At 59.7% G+C, this 13,539-nt stretch carries 14 protein-coding genes; 5 read left to right on the forward strand and 9 right to left on the reverse strand.

Going from position 1 to position 13,539, the window contains the following annotated elements; all coding sequences use genetic code 11:
• The first annotated feature begins 79 nt into the window (after positions 1 to 79).
• The gene (locus FY152_08570) at positions 80 to 799 is read left to right on the forward strand and encodes an AzlC family ABC transporter permease (GenBank protein ID UXS32139.1); all 720 of its coding nucleotides are present in this window, start codon (positions 80 to 82) and stop codon (positions 797 to 799) included.
• On the forward strand, positions 796 to 1,110 hold the full coding sequence (locus tag FY152_08575) for an AzlD family protein (protein UXS32140.1): 315 nt from the start codon (positions 796 to 798) through the stop codon (positions 1,108 to 1,110). Before FY152_08570 ends, FY152_08575 begins: the two co-directional genes overlap by 4 nt.
• On the opposite strand, the gene FY152_08580 is transcribed toward FY152_08575, so the two are convergent.
• From FY152_08580 to FY152_08595, 4 genes are all read right to left on the reverse strand, one after another.
• A complete protein-coding gene (locus FY152_08580; GenBank protein UXS32141.1) occupies positions 1,107 to 2,948 on the reverse strand; it encodes an aminopeptidase P family protein in 1,842 nt (613 codons plus the stop codon). The two genes, FY152_08575 and FY152_08580, sit on opposite strands and share 4 nt — an antisense overlap.
• 613 nt (positions 2,949 to 3,561) lie before the next feature.
• On the reverse strand, positions 3,562 to 4,440 hold the full coding sequence (locus tag FY152_08585) for a 50S ribosomal protein L11 methyltransferase (GenBank protein ID UXS32142.1): 879 nt from the start codon (positions 4,438 to 4,440) through the stop codon (positions 3,562 to 3,564).
• Between the two features lie 94 nt (positions 4,441 to 4,534).
• The gene (locus FY152_08590) at positions 4,535 to 5,134 is read right to left on the reverse strand and encodes an SCO family protein (protein UXS32143.1); all 600 of its coding nucleotides are present in this window, start codon (positions 5,132 to 5,134) and stop codon (positions 4,535 to 4,537) included.
• A 142-nt stretch (positions 5,135 to 5,276) separates the two neighbouring features.
• Positions 5,277 to 5,477 (reverse strand): hypothetical protein, encoded by a 201-nt coding sequence (locus FY152_08595; protein ID UXS32144.1) that lies wholly within the window; start codon positions 5,475 to 5,477, stop codon positions 5,277 to 5,279.
• Positions 5,478 to 5,661: 184 nt separating this feature from the next.
• Between FY152_08595 and FY152_08600 the strand changes: the two genes are divergently transcribed.
• A complete protein-coding gene (locus FY152_08600) occupies positions 5,662 to 6,129 on the forward strand; it encodes a purine-binding chemotaxis protein CheW (protein ID UXS32145.1) in 468 nt (155 codons plus the stop codon).
• A 235-nt stretch (positions 6,130 to 6,364) separates the two neighbouring features.
• On the opposite strand, the gene FY152_08605 is transcribed toward FY152_08600, so the two are convergent.
• Genes FY152_08605 through gcvA form a run of 3 tightly spaced genes read right to left on the reverse strand, consistent with a single transcriptional unit; the run spans position 6,365 to position 8,457 of the window.
• Positions 6,365 to 6,856 (reverse strand): CreA family protein, encoded by a 492-nt coding sequence (locus tag FY152_08605; GenBank protein UXS32146.1) that lies wholly within the window; start codon positions 6,854 to 6,856, stop codon positions 6,365 to 6,367.
• Between the two features lie 46 nt (positions 6,857 to 6,902).
• Positions 6,903 to 7,511 carry a 3'-5' exonuclease gene (locus FY152_08610; protein UXS32147.1) on the reverse strand — a complete coding sequence of 203 codons (609 nt, stop codon included), beginning with the start codon at positions 7,509 to 7,511 and terminating at the stop codon, positions 6,903 to 6,905.
• Positions 7,512 to 7,554: 43 nt separating this feature from the next.
• Positions 7,555 to 8,457, reverse strand: a complete 903-nt coding sequence (gene gcvA / locus FY152_08615; protein UXS32148.1) for a transcriptional regulator GcvA — start codon at positions 8,455 to 8,457, stop codon at positions 7,555 to 7,557.
• A gap of 198 nt (positions 8,458 to 8,655) precedes the next feature.
• Between gcvA and FY152_08620 the strand changes: the two genes are divergently transcribed.
• Positions 8,656 to 9,567, forward strand: coding sequence for a DMT family transporter (locus tag FY152_08620; protein ID UXS32149.1), 912 nt, complete (start codon positions 8,656 to 8,658; stop codon positions 9,565 to 9,567).
• A 154-nt stretch (positions 9,568 to 9,721) separates the two neighbouring features.
• On the forward strand, positions 9,722 to 10,318 hold the full coding sequence (locus FY152_08625; protein UXS33245.1) for a GNAT family N-acetyltransferase: 597 nt from the start codon (positions 9,722 to 9,724) through the stop codon (positions 10,316 to 10,318).
• Between the two features lie 4 nt (positions 10,319 to 10,322).
• Here the strand turns inward: FY152_08625 and FY152_08630 are convergent, their stop codons facing one another.
• Positions 10,323 to 11,219, reverse strand: a complete 897-nt coding sequence (locus FY152_08630) for an aminoglycoside phosphotransferase family protein (protein ID UXS32150.1) — start codon at positions 11,217 to 11,219, stop codon at positions 10,323 to 10,325.
• Between the two features lie 64 nt (positions 11,220 to 11,283).
• Positions 11,284 to 13,458 (reverse strand): NAD-dependent DNA ligase LigA, encoded by a 2,175-nt coding sequence (gene ligA, locus FY152_08635; protein UXS32151.1) that lies wholly within the window; start codon positions 13,456 to 13,458, stop codon positions 11,284 to 11,286.
• Between the last annotated feature and the right edge of the window lie 81 nt (positions 13,459 to 13,539).

Consider the following 13,539-nt stretch of genomic DNA (forward strand, 5'->3'; position numbering starts at 1 on the left):
GAATCAATCGATCCATTCATGCAATTTGTTTGCCAGCCAGACGGGACGGCGATAGAGCGGCGGCAAGGAGTTCCCAAAAATGTCCAAAACAGATTTTCGCGAGGGATTGAAGGCCGGCTTTCCGATCGCCCTTTCCGCCGCCCCCTTCGGCGCGCTGTTCGGCGCGGTCGCGGTCGATAACGGGCTGAGCATCGTCGAGGCCACGATCATGAGCGGCACCGTCTATGCTGGCGCCAGCCAGCTGGTCGGCATCGAATTGTTCGGCCAGAAGGTCGCGCCCTGGCTGATTGTCCTTTCGGTCTTCGCCGTCAATTTCCGCCATATCCTCTATTCGGCCGCCATCGCCAGAATGATCTCCAACTGGTCTTTCCTGCAAAAGGCAGCGGGCTTCTTCGTGCTGGTGGATCCGCAATTCGCCGAATCGGTCAGGAAATACGAAAATACCGGCACGGTCGGTTTTGCCTGGTATATGGGCTTTGCCACACCGGTCTATGTCCTGTGGCTGGCCATGACCATTGTCGGCGCGTCGCTCGGCAACATGGTCGGCGATCCGAAAGCCATCGGTCTCGATGTGCTGCTGCCGATCTATTTCATGGGTATGGTCCTGAGTTTTCGCCAGCGCGAGAACTTCTACCCGGTGATGCTGGCAAGTGCACTCGGCGCAACGGTCGCCTATCACATCGTCGGCTCGCCCTGGCATGTCAGCCTCGGCGCGCTTGCCGGCATTCTCGTTGCAGTCCTCTATCCGCCCAAACCAGCCGGCGAGGCCAATCCTGAAAGCAAGGTGGAAAAGCCATGAGCGATTTTCTGCACGCCGATACACTGATCCTGATCGCGCTCGCCGCCGTCGCCACCTATCTCACCCGCATCGGTGGTTATGTTCTTATGACGCGGATGAAATCCATCCCGCCGCGCATGGAAGCGGGACTGAACGCCGTTCCCGTCGCGGTCTTGACCACACTCGTCGCACCCGCCTTTTTCGAAGGCGGATACGAGGTGAAGATTGGCATGGTGGCAGCGCTTCTGGTCTGCCTGCGCTTTCCGGGCCTGACGATGCTGGCCATCGGCTGGGCGATCGTCATCGCGATAAGGCACTCGTCGCTGTTTTAAGCCGCCCGCGTCAAGGGAAGCGTGGCCGCGCCAAGCCACGCTTTCACATCCTCATCCGCAATCAAGGGCGAAAGCTTTTCCAGAACGCCGGCGTGATAGGCGTTGAGCCAGTCAAGCTCGTCATCGGTCAAAAGTGCGGCCACGATCAGCCTGCGGTCGATGGGGCACCAGGTCAGGGTCTCGAAGGACAACATCGGCTGATCGCCGCCCGTAACCGCTTCCGCCTCGCGCACATAGATCAGGTTTTCGATGCGAATGCCAAAAGCACCGGGTCGGTAATATCCCGGCTCATTCGACAGGATCATGCCGGGCAGCAGCTCCTGCGTCGAAAGCCTTGCGATACGCTGCGGTCCCTCATGCACCGAAAGATAGGAACCGACACCGTGGCCGGTGCCATGGGCATAATCCGCCCCGGCCTTCCACAGCGCGATGCGCGCCACCGGATCGAGATCGCAGCCACGCGTACCCTTCGGAAACCGTGCAGCACTGATGGCGATCACGCCCTTCAGCACCAGCGTGAAGAAACGTCGCTGCTCTTCCGGAACATTACCAATCGCCACGGTACGGGTGATATCCGTGGTGCCGTTGACATATTGCGCGCCTGAATCGACGAGGAACATCTCGCCATCGGCAAGTGTCCGGTCCGTGTCGGTGGTGACGCGGTAGTGGATGATGGCGGCATGTGGGCCAGACCCTGAAATCGTGTCGAAAGACACATCCTTTAACGGGTTTTGCAGCCCCTGCCCCACCTTGGCGCGCGCCGCCTCCAGCGCCTTGACGGCCGCGATTTCGGTAACGCTGCCCGGCTGCTGCCTGTCCAGCCAGCAAAGATATTCGACCATCGCCGCGCCATCCTGCACATGTGCTGCGGCCGAGCCGGCAAGCTCCGCTTCGTTCTTGCAGGCACGCGGCAGGCGGACGGGATCGGCCTCCTCGATCAGGGTGCCACCCGCCGCCGTGATCGCCCCTGTCAGCGCCACGGGTGTCAGGTCGGCATCGACCATGATCCGGCCCTTGGCGCTGGCAATGGCGTGCAGGCGATCGGCAATCTTCGACGGCGGCAATTGCGTCGCCAGCTGCGCCAGATAGGCCTCGGCCTCGATCCCCGTCTTGCGTTTATCGAGAAAAATATCCGCCCTGCCATCCGCATAGATGATGGCGCGGGCAAGCGGATGCGGCGTATGCGGCACGTCGTTGCCGCGAATATTGAAAATCCAGGCGATGGAGGACGGATCGGTGACCAGCAGGGCGTCCGCTCCCTTGGCCGACACCGTCTCGGCCAGCGAAGCGATCTTTTCTTTCGCCAGCTTGCCCGTAAAGGCCTCCGGCTGGATGACGACCGGTTCCAGCGGTTCGGAAGGACGATCCTGCCACAGGGCGTCGAGCGGGTTGTTTTCAAGCAGGACAACGGAGCCGCCCTTGGCCGCAACGGCCTTTTCCAGCCGCTTCAGCTCAGCGCCGGTATGCAGCCATGGATCAATGCCCAGCCTGAAGCCCTCGGTCGCATGTTCGGACAACCAGACGGAGGGCGGCGCGCCAACCAGATCGCCGCCGCTGAACACCGATTGGTCGACCTGCGACTTGAGCTGCGTCGTATAACGGCCATCGACAAAAACAACGGCCTCCGTGCGCGTCACCAGCGCAATGCCCGCAGAGCCGGTAAAGCCGGTCAGCCAGGACAGGCGCTCGGCGCACTCAGGCACATATTCCCCCTGATATTCATCGGCGCGCGGCACCAGGAAACCGTCGATACCGAGGGCCTCGAAACTGGCGCGCAGCGCCTCGACGCGAGCCTTGCCGAATTGCGGCGCGGATTTGTTTTCGAAGGTCTGGAACATGGGTGTCTTTCTGGAACTATCATGAGGAAAGCTGTTCGGTCACGCCCTCAAATCATTGGCGCGCAACGACAATGCCATGCGGACAAAGCCGGTTTCAAGCCAGATATGACAGATCCTATTTCGGCGATAAATTGTGCATATTTTACAAAATAAGTAATACTGAAAACGTCAAGCCATGCGTATTTCGCATATCAACCCTGAAGCATTACCCCTAACCAAACAAAAACACATCGCTTATCTTTGGATCAACACAGCGAGAGAGACACTCTCCTGGCAAACAAGGATTTGAAGCAATGGCAAAATCTTTCCTCCGCACCGCCTTCGATCGCGTCGTTGAAGCACGCGAGCGTCAGGTCAGCCGCCATGTCAACGCAGCCCTTCTGAACCTCGACGACAAGTCGCTGGAAGCGCTCGGCATGAACCGCGCCGATCTGCGTCGCAAGGCAAAGTCCAGCTACGTATTCTGATGACGTCCGGCGCGGCGATCCTCCCTCCACCGTGCCGAACAAGAATACGTCGACCCGCTTGAGCAAGCTCCTCCCATGCTCGCGGGTTTCCAGGCGGCGCGAAAGCGCCGCCTTTTCTTTTGCCTGAAAGGAATATTGCCGCTGGCTCAGTCTTTGCGCAGATGCAGCGTGACCCAGCCGTTGCGCCAGATGGTGCGGACATGGGAAAGCCGGGCGCCATTATAGGCGGAAAGCACCTTCCAGCGCTGCGACGCCAGAATGCCCGACAAGATGACCGTGCCGCCGGGCGCCAGATGCGTGACGAGCTGCGGCGCCATCTTGATGAGCGGCCGGGCCAGAATATTGGCGATGATGAGATCGAACGGGCCATGCTTGCGGAAGGCGTCCGAGTGGAAGCCCGGCGCGGTCTCCAGCGCCATCCCGGAGACGATGCCGTTCAGCCGCACATTCTCCTTCGCCACCTTCACGGCGATGGGGTCGATATCCGTCGCAAGTACGGGAATGGGACGCATCTTGCGCACCGCAATCGCCAGAACGCCGCTGCCGGTGCCGAGATCAAGCGCATTGCGCACGGTCCGCGCCCGCAGAACTTCCTCGATCATCTCAAGGCATCCGGCCGTCGTGCCGTGATGGCCGGTGCCGAAAGCCTGTCCCGCCTCGATCTCGATTGCCAGATCGTTCGCCCGCACCTTGTCCCGATCATGCGCCCCATGCACGATGAAACGCCCTGCCCTGACCGGCTTCAGCCCCTCGAGCGACTTGGCGATCCAGTCGACATCAGGAACGATTTCCTTCTCGATGACCAGACCGGGAAAGGCGGGAGCGAGCAGGGCTTCGACACGCTCGCGAAACTCCTCTTCCTGCTCGGCCATCAGATAGACGGAGGCTTCCCAGATGTCGCGCTTCTCATCCACCTCGGTGGTAGCAATCGCGACATCCTCCTCGCCGAAATAGTCCGACATGAGATCGAGGATTTCACCGGCCTTGATTTCGGTCGTGGTGACGTAAAGTCGGATTTCGCTCACGGCGGGCTGCTTTCTCTGGATGAGGTTATTGTTCTTGCCTTTGCCACAAAACCTCGGCCAGTCCAATAAGCCCGGCGCAATTATGCCGCCTCTATCAGCCCTTCAGAAGATTCTGAAGCTTCTGCTCGGCGACTTCAGGGTTTTCGCCATAAGCAATGGTACCGGAAAAACGGCCATTGGCGTCAAGCAGGATGACGGACGCCGTGTGATCCATGGTGTAGTCGCCATTCGGATCCTTCTCGTCCACCGGCACCTTCTTGGCATAGATGCGGTAGCCCTTCAGCGTTTCGGCGATCTTGTCGGCCGGGCCGGTGATGCCGGTGATGCGCTTCGAGACGTTGGAGACATATTGCTGCATGATTTCAGGCGTATCGCGCTCGGGATCGACAGAGACGAAATAGGCCTGCAGCTTGTCACCGGCCGGGTCCACCTTCTCCATCCAGCCGTTCAGCTCGAAGAGGGTTGTCGGGCAGACTTCCGGGCAATGGGTGAAACCGAAGAAAAGCGCTGTCGGCTTGCCCTGAAACGCCTTTTCGGTGATCGGCTGGCCGTTTTGCGCCGTGAGTTGGAAGGGCACACCATAGGCGGTCTCCACCATCTCCTCACGCGTCTTCGTCATTTCGATCGTCAGCCAGCTGACGACGCCGGCGAGAACGACCACCACGGCCCACAATACGATACGAATATTTCTCATTGTCCAATCCTACCCCGAAGGCCGGCCTGATAGCGCGGGCTTTGGCCGACAGATAGCGAACGGCGACGGGGACGGCAAATCAACTGGGCGGTATTTGCAGGAACCGCGCTGATTTGTCACAAATCCGCAGCCGGAAAACACGTCACAGGCACCAGGCGATGCCGCTCTGTACCGTGGACAGGAAAATATCCGTGCCGTGCCGCACCCAGCCGTCGAAGGCAAGAAGCACGATGGCAAGCGAAGCCATGGCTGCAAGACTTGCCAGAATAAAATTCAGCGGATTGGAGACGAGCCCGTTCATATCACCATCATAACCCGTTTGCGCGAGCGCGAAAACCGCCAAAACACTGGGTTTTGCGGTTGGAGCAGCGCAATTGTTAGGGAAAGTTTAAAATCTTGCTGTGCATTATGCACCATAGCGGTTTTTAAAGCCTCGACATGATGTCTCCCGGTCCATTCTCCGGCCACCGCATAAAGCTCAATCCTGCGCGGGCCTGTTAGAGAGCCATCAGAGGAAACCTGCCGTCATGTCCAACGCCATCAAGCAATCCGGCGCATATCTCGAAATCGTTTCCTTCCATCTGGGCGATCAGGAATTCTGCATCGACATCATGGCGATCCGCGAAATCCGCGGTTGGGCGCCGGTTACCCCGATGCCGCACACCCCGCCTTATGTTCTCGGCCTCATCAACTTGCGCGGCGCCGTCATTCCCGTCATCGACATGGCCGGCCGCCTCGGCATGAAAATGACCGAACCCTCCGAACGCTCCGCCATCATCGTCACCGATATCGGCGGCAAGCTGGTCGGCCTCCTGGTGGAACAGGTCTCCGACATGATGACCATCCGCTCCGAAGACCTGCAGCCCGCGCCCGATATCATTCCGGAAGAACAGCGCAGCTTCTGCCGCGGCATCGTGGCGCTGGAAAAGAGCATGGTCTGCTTCCTCAACCTCGACACCGTCATTGCGGACGAGCTGGCACACGAAGCAGCCTGATTAAGCCGGCTCTTGCCTCTTGATAGAATTTGGAGCGCCTAGCGCCAGCGCCGTTGAAGCGGCGCGGGTTGCATAGTCTGGCAGTCCCGTTTCAGAAGTACTCCGTCACCCCGGACCTGATCCGGGGTCCAGTGCGATCAAGTCATTGATCGCAAAAGACTCCCTTCACGGCGCAGACGCGCCGTGGCTGGATGCCGGATCAAGTCCGGCATGACGGACAGGGTCGGACAAAATCTTACGGCTTGCCCTTTTGCCATGTAACCTGCTGGTTATAAAGCGGCACCGTGGAAATCGCCATCTTGGCCGAGCCGTCGGTCAGCTCCCGCGCATGCACCAGATAGATCAGCGTGTCATTGGCCTTGTCATAAACGCGGCTGACGACGAGCTTCTTCCAGACCAGCGACATGCCCTGCCGGAACACTTCCTCTCCACCCTTGGAGAGATCGATATCGCCGATCTCCACCGGTCCCGTCTGGCTGCAGGAAATGGCATTGTTGGAAGGGTCTTCAAACCAGTTGCCGTTCTTCAGGCGGTCGATGACGCCGCGCTCGAAATAGGTAACATGGCAGGTCACGCCCTTGATCTTCGGATCGGCGATCGCCTCGATGACGATGTCATTGCCGATCCAGTCGACGCCGACCTCTCCCACCACCTGCGAATGCGCCGCTGTCACCGGAAGCAATGCCAGAAAGCCCGCAAACAAACCCGACAGAGTTCTCATCGTCATCGCATCTTCTCCGTTACGTTGCTTCAAACATAAGTGCGCGGAACGGTTACGCAACCCGGGAAACGGCGCGTTTTTTCATGCTGCAGGGCTGGTAACCGGTGGAGGTGAGACGCCCCGCGACCATGCCGATCTTTTCCGGCAGTTCGCGGATATGGGCGACGCGCAAGGCCTTGGCCGCCGCAATCGAAGCGGCCGCGCAGACGACGGCATCCTCGGCGGCATTGTGGTGCACGAAACGCAGCTGGAGATGATGGGCGATGACATTCAGCTTGTGCGACGCCAGATTGGGCCAGACATGCCGGGCGATCTTGACGCTGCACAGATAGGAAAGATCGGGATAGGACTGCCGGTATTTATCGAAAGACGCCCGCATGACGCTGAAATCGAAGGCGGCATTATGGGCGATCATGGTGGCGCCGTGGAAGTCGTCGATGAACTCCTCCATCACCTCGGGAAATTCCGGCGCATCTTCGACATCGGCCGGGCGGATGCCATGCACCGCGATGTTGAAGGGCGAAAACCGCATGTCCTTCGGCCGGATCAGCCGTTCCTCGACGCGAACGATCTCGCCGCCCTCTATCCATGCAAGCCCAACGGAGCAGGCGCTGCCCCGTTCCTCATTGGCGGTCTCGAAATCGATGGCGATGGTTTTCAAGAGTGATTCCCGTTGTTTCATTCCGGCATAGACCGGATTGACGTCAAAGAGAACCGGCCTCGTCAGAGCCCGCTTCCGAAAGCATCCAGTCGATGAGCGTCACCAGATCGGGATTATCAAGCATCCGCCGCGGATAAACGAGGAAATAGGCGAGCGTGCTGGCCATGTCTTTGCCGAAGGGCGCAATCAATGCGCCTTCCGCAAGCTCGCGGGAAACCAGCGAACGCCGGGTCAGCGCAATACCGTGCCCGGCCTTGGCCGCATCCAGCGCACCATTGCTGTCGATGAAGACGGTGCCGCCGGAGGCATCCACGTCCGATGCTCCCGCCGCCTCCAGCCAGCGCCGCCATTCATTGCGGTTTTCATCGTGCAGAAGCGGAATGGATTTCAGGTCCCCCGCCTCCTGAAGCGGCCCATATTTTTCCAGAAGCTGCGGCGAGCAGACCGGCAGGGTGCTGTCATCGATGAAGCGGAGGCTCTCCAGCCCTTCATAACGACCAGAACCATGCCGCACCGCCAGATCGACATCATCCCTCGAAAAATCCACCAGCCGGTTCGTCACGCTGATGCGGACATCCACATGCGGGTGTTGCTGCTGGAAGGCAGGCAATCGCGGCATCAGCCATTGAACGGCGAAAGTCGGCGTGCAGCTCAGCGTCAGAACCGTGATCTCGGAGCGCGCCGTCAGTTCGGCCGTCGCCTCGCGCATCATCCGAAAGGCGGTGCGAAGCGCGCCGTAATAATGCTCCCCTTCACGCGTCAGCTGGATGCTGCGCGGCTTGCGGAAAAACAATTGCACGCCAAGGCGCGCCTCCAGCTCCCGGATTTGCAGGCTGACGGCACCGGGCGTGACATTCAACTCATTGGAAGCAAGCGTGACGCTGCGATACCGCGCTGCGGCCTCGAAGGCCTGCAGCCCTCTCAAAGAAGGAAGTTCGGTCGCCATGATTTAGCTTACCTCAATTATCGCGCGAGAAACTATCGTTTGAAAACACCATAAAACAGGGAGTAAATAGACACAACACGACACGAAATGCAGTCAAAGCCATACACTATCAGCTTGAGTTAAGCTCAACCGATATCGGGTGGAGGGCGGCGGCCTCATCTGCGATCATGTCGATACTCATGCTTTTGGGAGATGACGATGGCGATACAGAAACAGATGGATGCCGGCGAATGGGCGATGCTCGTCGCGCTCTCGCTCCTGTGGGGCGGATCGTTCTTTTTCATCGGTATCGCCGTCAAGGAACTGCCGCCCGTCACCATCGTCACGCTGCGCGTCAGCCTGGCGGCTATCGCGCTTCTCATCGTCTGCCGCATCATGGGCCTGCGTCTGCCGCGTGAATGGGCCGTGTGGCGCGCCTTTTTCGGCATGGGCCTGCTCAACAACATCATCCCCTTCTGCCTGATCGTCTGGGGCCAGACCCATATTGCCAGCGGACTAGCCTCGATCCTCAATGCGACAACGCCTCTCTTCACAGTCATCGTCGCCCATTTTCTGACCGCCGACGAGAAGATGACCGGTAACAAGCTGGCCGGCGTCCTCATCGGTTTTGGCGGCGTGGCAACCATGATCGGTCCGGCGGCCTTTTCCGGCTCGTCCGGTCTCTGGGGCCAGATTGCCGTTCTCGGTGCCGCCATCTCCTATTCCTTCGCAGGCATATTTGGCCGGCGTTTCAAGGCCATGGGCGTACCGCCGCTGATGACTGCGACTGGCCAAATATCATCTTCGACGCTGATGCTGATCCCGGCCGCGCTCCTCATCGACAAGCCATGGACGCTGGCCATGCCCAGCCTCGGCACCTGGGGCGCACTCATCGGCATCGCCCTGCTATCGACGGCGCTGGCCTATCTCATCTTCTTCCGCATCCTCGCCACCGCCGGCGCCACCAACCTCGCACTCGTCACTTTCCTCATTCCCGTCAGCGCCATCCTGCTCGGCTCGCTCCTTCTTGGAGAGCAGCTGGAGGTCAAGCATTTCGCGGGCATGGCGATGATCGCGGCCGGCCTTGCGGCGATCGATGGCAGGTTGTTCAGACGCTTTCGAACGGCATAAGGCCGGGAAGATTACATTGACAAGCTTCGCGACCCCGGCCAATCTGCCAGCCATGATCGCACAGTCGCACAACATCATGCTCATCAATACCACCTCCGGCAAAGCCGGCGGGCGGTGGAGCATTGTCGCGATAGACTAGCGATCCTTGTCCACCATGCCCTGCCGCAAGAGCAGGGCGAATGGTCCCCTGCTCTCCGGCCCCAAAGGAGAACAGCCAGTGCCCCAGCCGCAAAGCGAATTACCGCCCTTTCAGGATTTCAAGATCGATGACCTGCTCATCCGCGGCATCACGCCCGATGACGCCGAAGGCCTGACGCGGGTGCTCAACATGCCCGGTGTGCGTTGGGGAACATTGCGACAGCCATTTCAGAGCGTCGCACTCACCCGGAAATATCTCGAAGGCCTCTCCCCTTCCGATATCGTGGTGGCGGCGGAATGGCGCGGCGGGATTCTGGGCAATGCCGGGCTGCACGCCAGAACCGGACGTCAGAAACACATCGCCACCCTCGGCATCGGCATCCATGACGATTTTGCCGGCAAAGGCATCGGATCGAGGCTTCTGGCCGCTCTCATCGATGCAGCGGACAATTGGCACGACATTCGCCGCATCGAGCTCAACGTCTTCACCGACAATCTCGCGGCCATCCGGCTTTATGAAAAATTCGGCTTCGAGCATGAGGGCACCATGCGCAACTATGCCTATCGCGATGGCAAATATACCGATTCATACGTGATGGCGCGCCTGCGCTGACGGTTCAGGCGGACAGGCAATGATCCGCAAACACCTCCCGAATGGTCCGGCGCGACCATTCGGCCATCCTCCCGTTGCGACCCCGCTCCGCGGCAAGCACGATCAGCGCCTTCCAGAGCGCCCAGCCGCGCCCGCGTTGCCAGGTGGCATCATCCAGATTCAGCGCATGACGAAAAACGGCGCGGCTTTCCGTATCCAGCACATTCCATGCGAGAATGAGGTCCGAAGACGGATCGCCGACGCCGGAACTGCCGAAATCGATGACCGCTGAAAGGCGACCGTCTTTGACCAGCAGATTGCCTTCGGCAATATCGCCATGCACCCAGACACCCGGTCTCGGCCAGCGGCTGGAAAGGGCAAGCTGCCATATCTCCATGGCGAGCGCCTGATCCACCTCATCAGCGACATGCACCGCCGCCGCCCTCGCCTCGTCATCATAGACGGCGAGCGACCCACCGCGATGGAAATTGTGTTCGCCCGCAAGCGGGCCATCCGAAGCATCGATGCCGTGCAGGGCCTTCAAAAAAGCTGCCGCATCCATGGCTATTTGCGACAGATCGATATGATCGAGATACCGGGCAAGAGGTTCGCCCTCAAGCCAGCCATAAATGGACCAGAAGAACGGATAATCCCCTCCCGGTTCACCAAGCGCCAATGGCACCGGGACAGGAAGCGGCAGAAGAGGCGCCAGTTTCGGTAGCCACCGGTGCTCCTTCTCCACCTGCGCCACATAACGGTCAGCGCTCGGCAGGCGAACGAGCATATCGTCGCCAAGGCGGAAGCTGCGATTATCCCAGCCGCTCAGTTCCACCGGCCTGACATCGAGCCCCACCCATTGCGGAAACTGGCTCGCGATCAGCCTGCTTACCTGCTGCGTCGAGATGACGATGCGATCATCCATGGCCCGTTCCCCATTCCAGGATGAGACCTGTAGCCGTGCAAAACAAAACGGCGATGACGGCGCCTCAGCCGCCGATCAGCGCCAGCCACTCATCCTCGTCCATGGTCTGCACGCCAAGCTCCGCCGCCTTGGCAAGCTTGGAACCCGCCCCCGGCCCTGCCACCAGAATATCCGTCTTTTTCGAGACGGAACCCGCCACTTTTGCGCCGAGGCTTTCGGCCCGGGCTTTCGCCTCGTCCCGCGTGAATTTTTCCAGCGAGCCGGTAAACACCACCGTCTTGCCCGCCACCGGACTGCCTTCGGTGGAGGGCTTTTCGGCCTCCTTCGGCTGCAGCTCCCGTATCAGCCGGTCGATGACATCAAGATTGCGCGGCTCCTTGTAAAACTCGATGATGGCGCGGGCCACCACCTCGCCGATGCCGTCGATGCTGTTGAGTTCTGCCCAGGCGTCGCTTGCCGGATCCGCAGCCGCCTTCATGGCCTCTTCGAAATGGTCGTAAGTGCCATAGGACCGTGCCAGAAGCTTCGCCGTCGTCTCGCCGACGTGACGGATGCCGAGCGCGAAGATCAGCCGGTGCAGATCGATCTCGCGGCGGGCGTCGATGGCGTCGAACAGCTTTTTGACGCTGACCTTGCCGAAACCGTCGATATTTTCGAGCTTGGTAAGATGCGATGCCTCCTGCCGCGCCTTCAGGGTAAAAATGTCCGGCGCAGTCTTGATCGACAAAGCGGGATCGTCGCTTTCGAAGAAGAAATCGATCTGCTTGGTGCCGAGCCCTTCGATGTCGAAGGCATTGCGCGAGACGAAATGTTTGAGATGCTCGACCGCCTGCGCCCGGCAGACGAAACCGCCGGTGCAGCGTGTGACCGAATCGAGCTTGCCCGTCTTTTCATTGCGCTCCCGCACCGCATGGCTGCCGCAGACCGGACATTTTTCCGGGAAGGCATATTTCACCGCATCAGTCGGGCGCTTTTCCAGCAGCACGTCCAACACCTGCGGAATAACGTCGCCGGCGCGCTGCACGATGACGGTGTCGCCGATACGAATATCGTGATCTTCCGGGCGGATGCGCTCGCCGCTATTGCCGATGCCTTCAATATAATCGGCATTATGCAGCGTCGCATTGGTGACGACGACTCCACCAACGGTGATCGGCGTCAGACGCGCCACCGGCGTCAAAGCGCCGGTGCGTCCCACCTGGATTTCAATATTTTCGACCGTGGTGAAGGCCTGCTCAGCCGGAAACTTGTGCGCAGTGGCCCAGCGCGGGCTGCGCGATCGGAAACCAAGCCGCTCCTGAAGATCGAGCCGGTCGACCTTATAAACCACGCCGTCGATATCGTAATCGAGATCGGGTCGGGCGACACCGATTTCATTATAATGTTCAAGCAATTGCTCGGCAGAGGTGAATCGTTTCATCAGCGGGTTGACCGGAAAGCCCCAGTCCTGGAATTTCTCCACGATACCATATTGCGTATCCGCAATCCGTGCCGGCTGGCCGCCATTCGAGACCTCACCCAAAGCATAGGCAAAAAACCTCAGCTTGCGTTTCGCCGTCACATTGGCGTCGAGCTGGCGCAGCGAACCGGATGCCGTGTTGCGCGGGTTCACATAGGTCTGCTTGCCGTCCGCCTCCATCTGGGCGTTGAGCGCCAGAAAATCGCTCTTGGCCATATAGACCTCGCCGCGCACTTCCACCACATCGGGCGCATCGGCGGGCAGCTCATTCGGAATTTCCTTGATGGTCTTTATATTGGCGGTGACATTCTCGCCCGTCGTGCCGTCGCCACGCGTCGCCGCCGTCTTCAGCTTGCCGTTCTCATAGCGGATGGACATGGAAAGACCGTCGATCTTCGGCTCGGCGGTAAAGGCAATGGAATCGTCAGGCAGATGCCCGAGAAAACGATAGACGGAACTGACGAAGTCGCGCAGGTCCTCTTCCGAAAATGTATTGTCGAGCGACAGCATCGGCCGGGCATGCACGATGGGCGCAAAGGTCGGAAGTGGTGTGAAGCCGACTTTTTTCGACGGGCTGTCGGCCCGCACCAACGCCGGGAAAGCGGCTTCGATGGCGTCGTTGCGCCGCTTCAGGGCGTCATATTCCGCATCCGAAATCTCCGGCGCATCCTTGCCATGGTAAAGCGCATCGTGGCGCGCAAGCTCGGCCGCCAGAAATGCAAGCTCGGAAGAGGCTTCAAGCTCGGTCAGGTTTTCGACGGGAATCTGGTCTTTCGACATGGAAGAAGCCTCACGGATGAATCTGCAATGCTTTTAGCGAATTATTGCCAAACGCAAAACCATCCTCGCTTTTCAACAGAC

This window comes from Agrobacterium tumefaciens (assembly GCA_025560025.1).
Taxonomy (GTDB): domain Bacteria; phylum Pseudomonadota; class Alphaproteobacteria; order Rhizobiales; family Rhizobiaceae; genus Agrobacterium.

Bases quoted from the DNA above. Each gene is read 5' to 3' on its own strand.
- FY152_08570 (UXS32139.1), top strand. From the start codon at position 80: ATGTCCAAAACAGATTTTCGCGAGGGATTGAAGGCCGGCTTTCCGATC.
- FY152_08575 (UXS32140.1), top strand. From the start codon at position 796: ATGAGCGATTTTCTGCACGCCGATACACTGATCCTGATCGCGCTCGCC.
- FY152_08580 (UXS32141.1), bottom strand. From the start codon at position 2,948: ATGTTCCAGACCTTCGAAAACAAATCCGCGCCGCAATTCGGCAAGGCT.
- FY152_08590 (UXS32143.1), bottom strand. From the start codon at position 5,134: ATGAGAAATATTCGTATCGTATTGTGGGCCGTGGTGGTCGTTCTCGCC.
- FY152_08600 (UXS32145.1), top strand. From the start codon at position 5,662: ATGTCCAACGCCATCAAGCAATCCGGCGCATATCTCGAAATCGTTTCC.
- FY152_08605 (UXS32146.1), bottom strand. From the start codon at position 6,856: ATGACGATGAGAACTCTGTCGGGTTTGTTTGCGGGCTTTCTGGCATTG.
- gcvA (UXS32148.1), bottom strand. From the start codon at position 8,457: ATGGCGACCGAACTTCCTTCTTTGAGAGGGCTGCAGGCCTTCGAGGCC.
- FY152_08620 (UXS32149.1), top strand. From the start codon at position 8,656: ATGGCGATACAGAAACAGATGGATGCCGGCGAATGGGCGATGCTCGTC.
- FY152_08625 (UXS33245.1), top strand. From the start codon at position 9,722: ATGCCCTGCCGCAAGAGCAGGGCGAATGGTCCCCTGCTCTCCGGCCCC.
- FY152_08630 (UXS32150.1), bottom strand. From the start codon at position 11,219: ATGGATGATCGCATCGTCATCTCGACGCAGCAGGTAAGCAGGCTGATC.
- ligA (UXS32151.1), bottom strand. From the start codon at position 13,458: ATGTCGAAAGACCAGATTCCCGTCGAAAACCTGACCGAGCTTGAAGCC.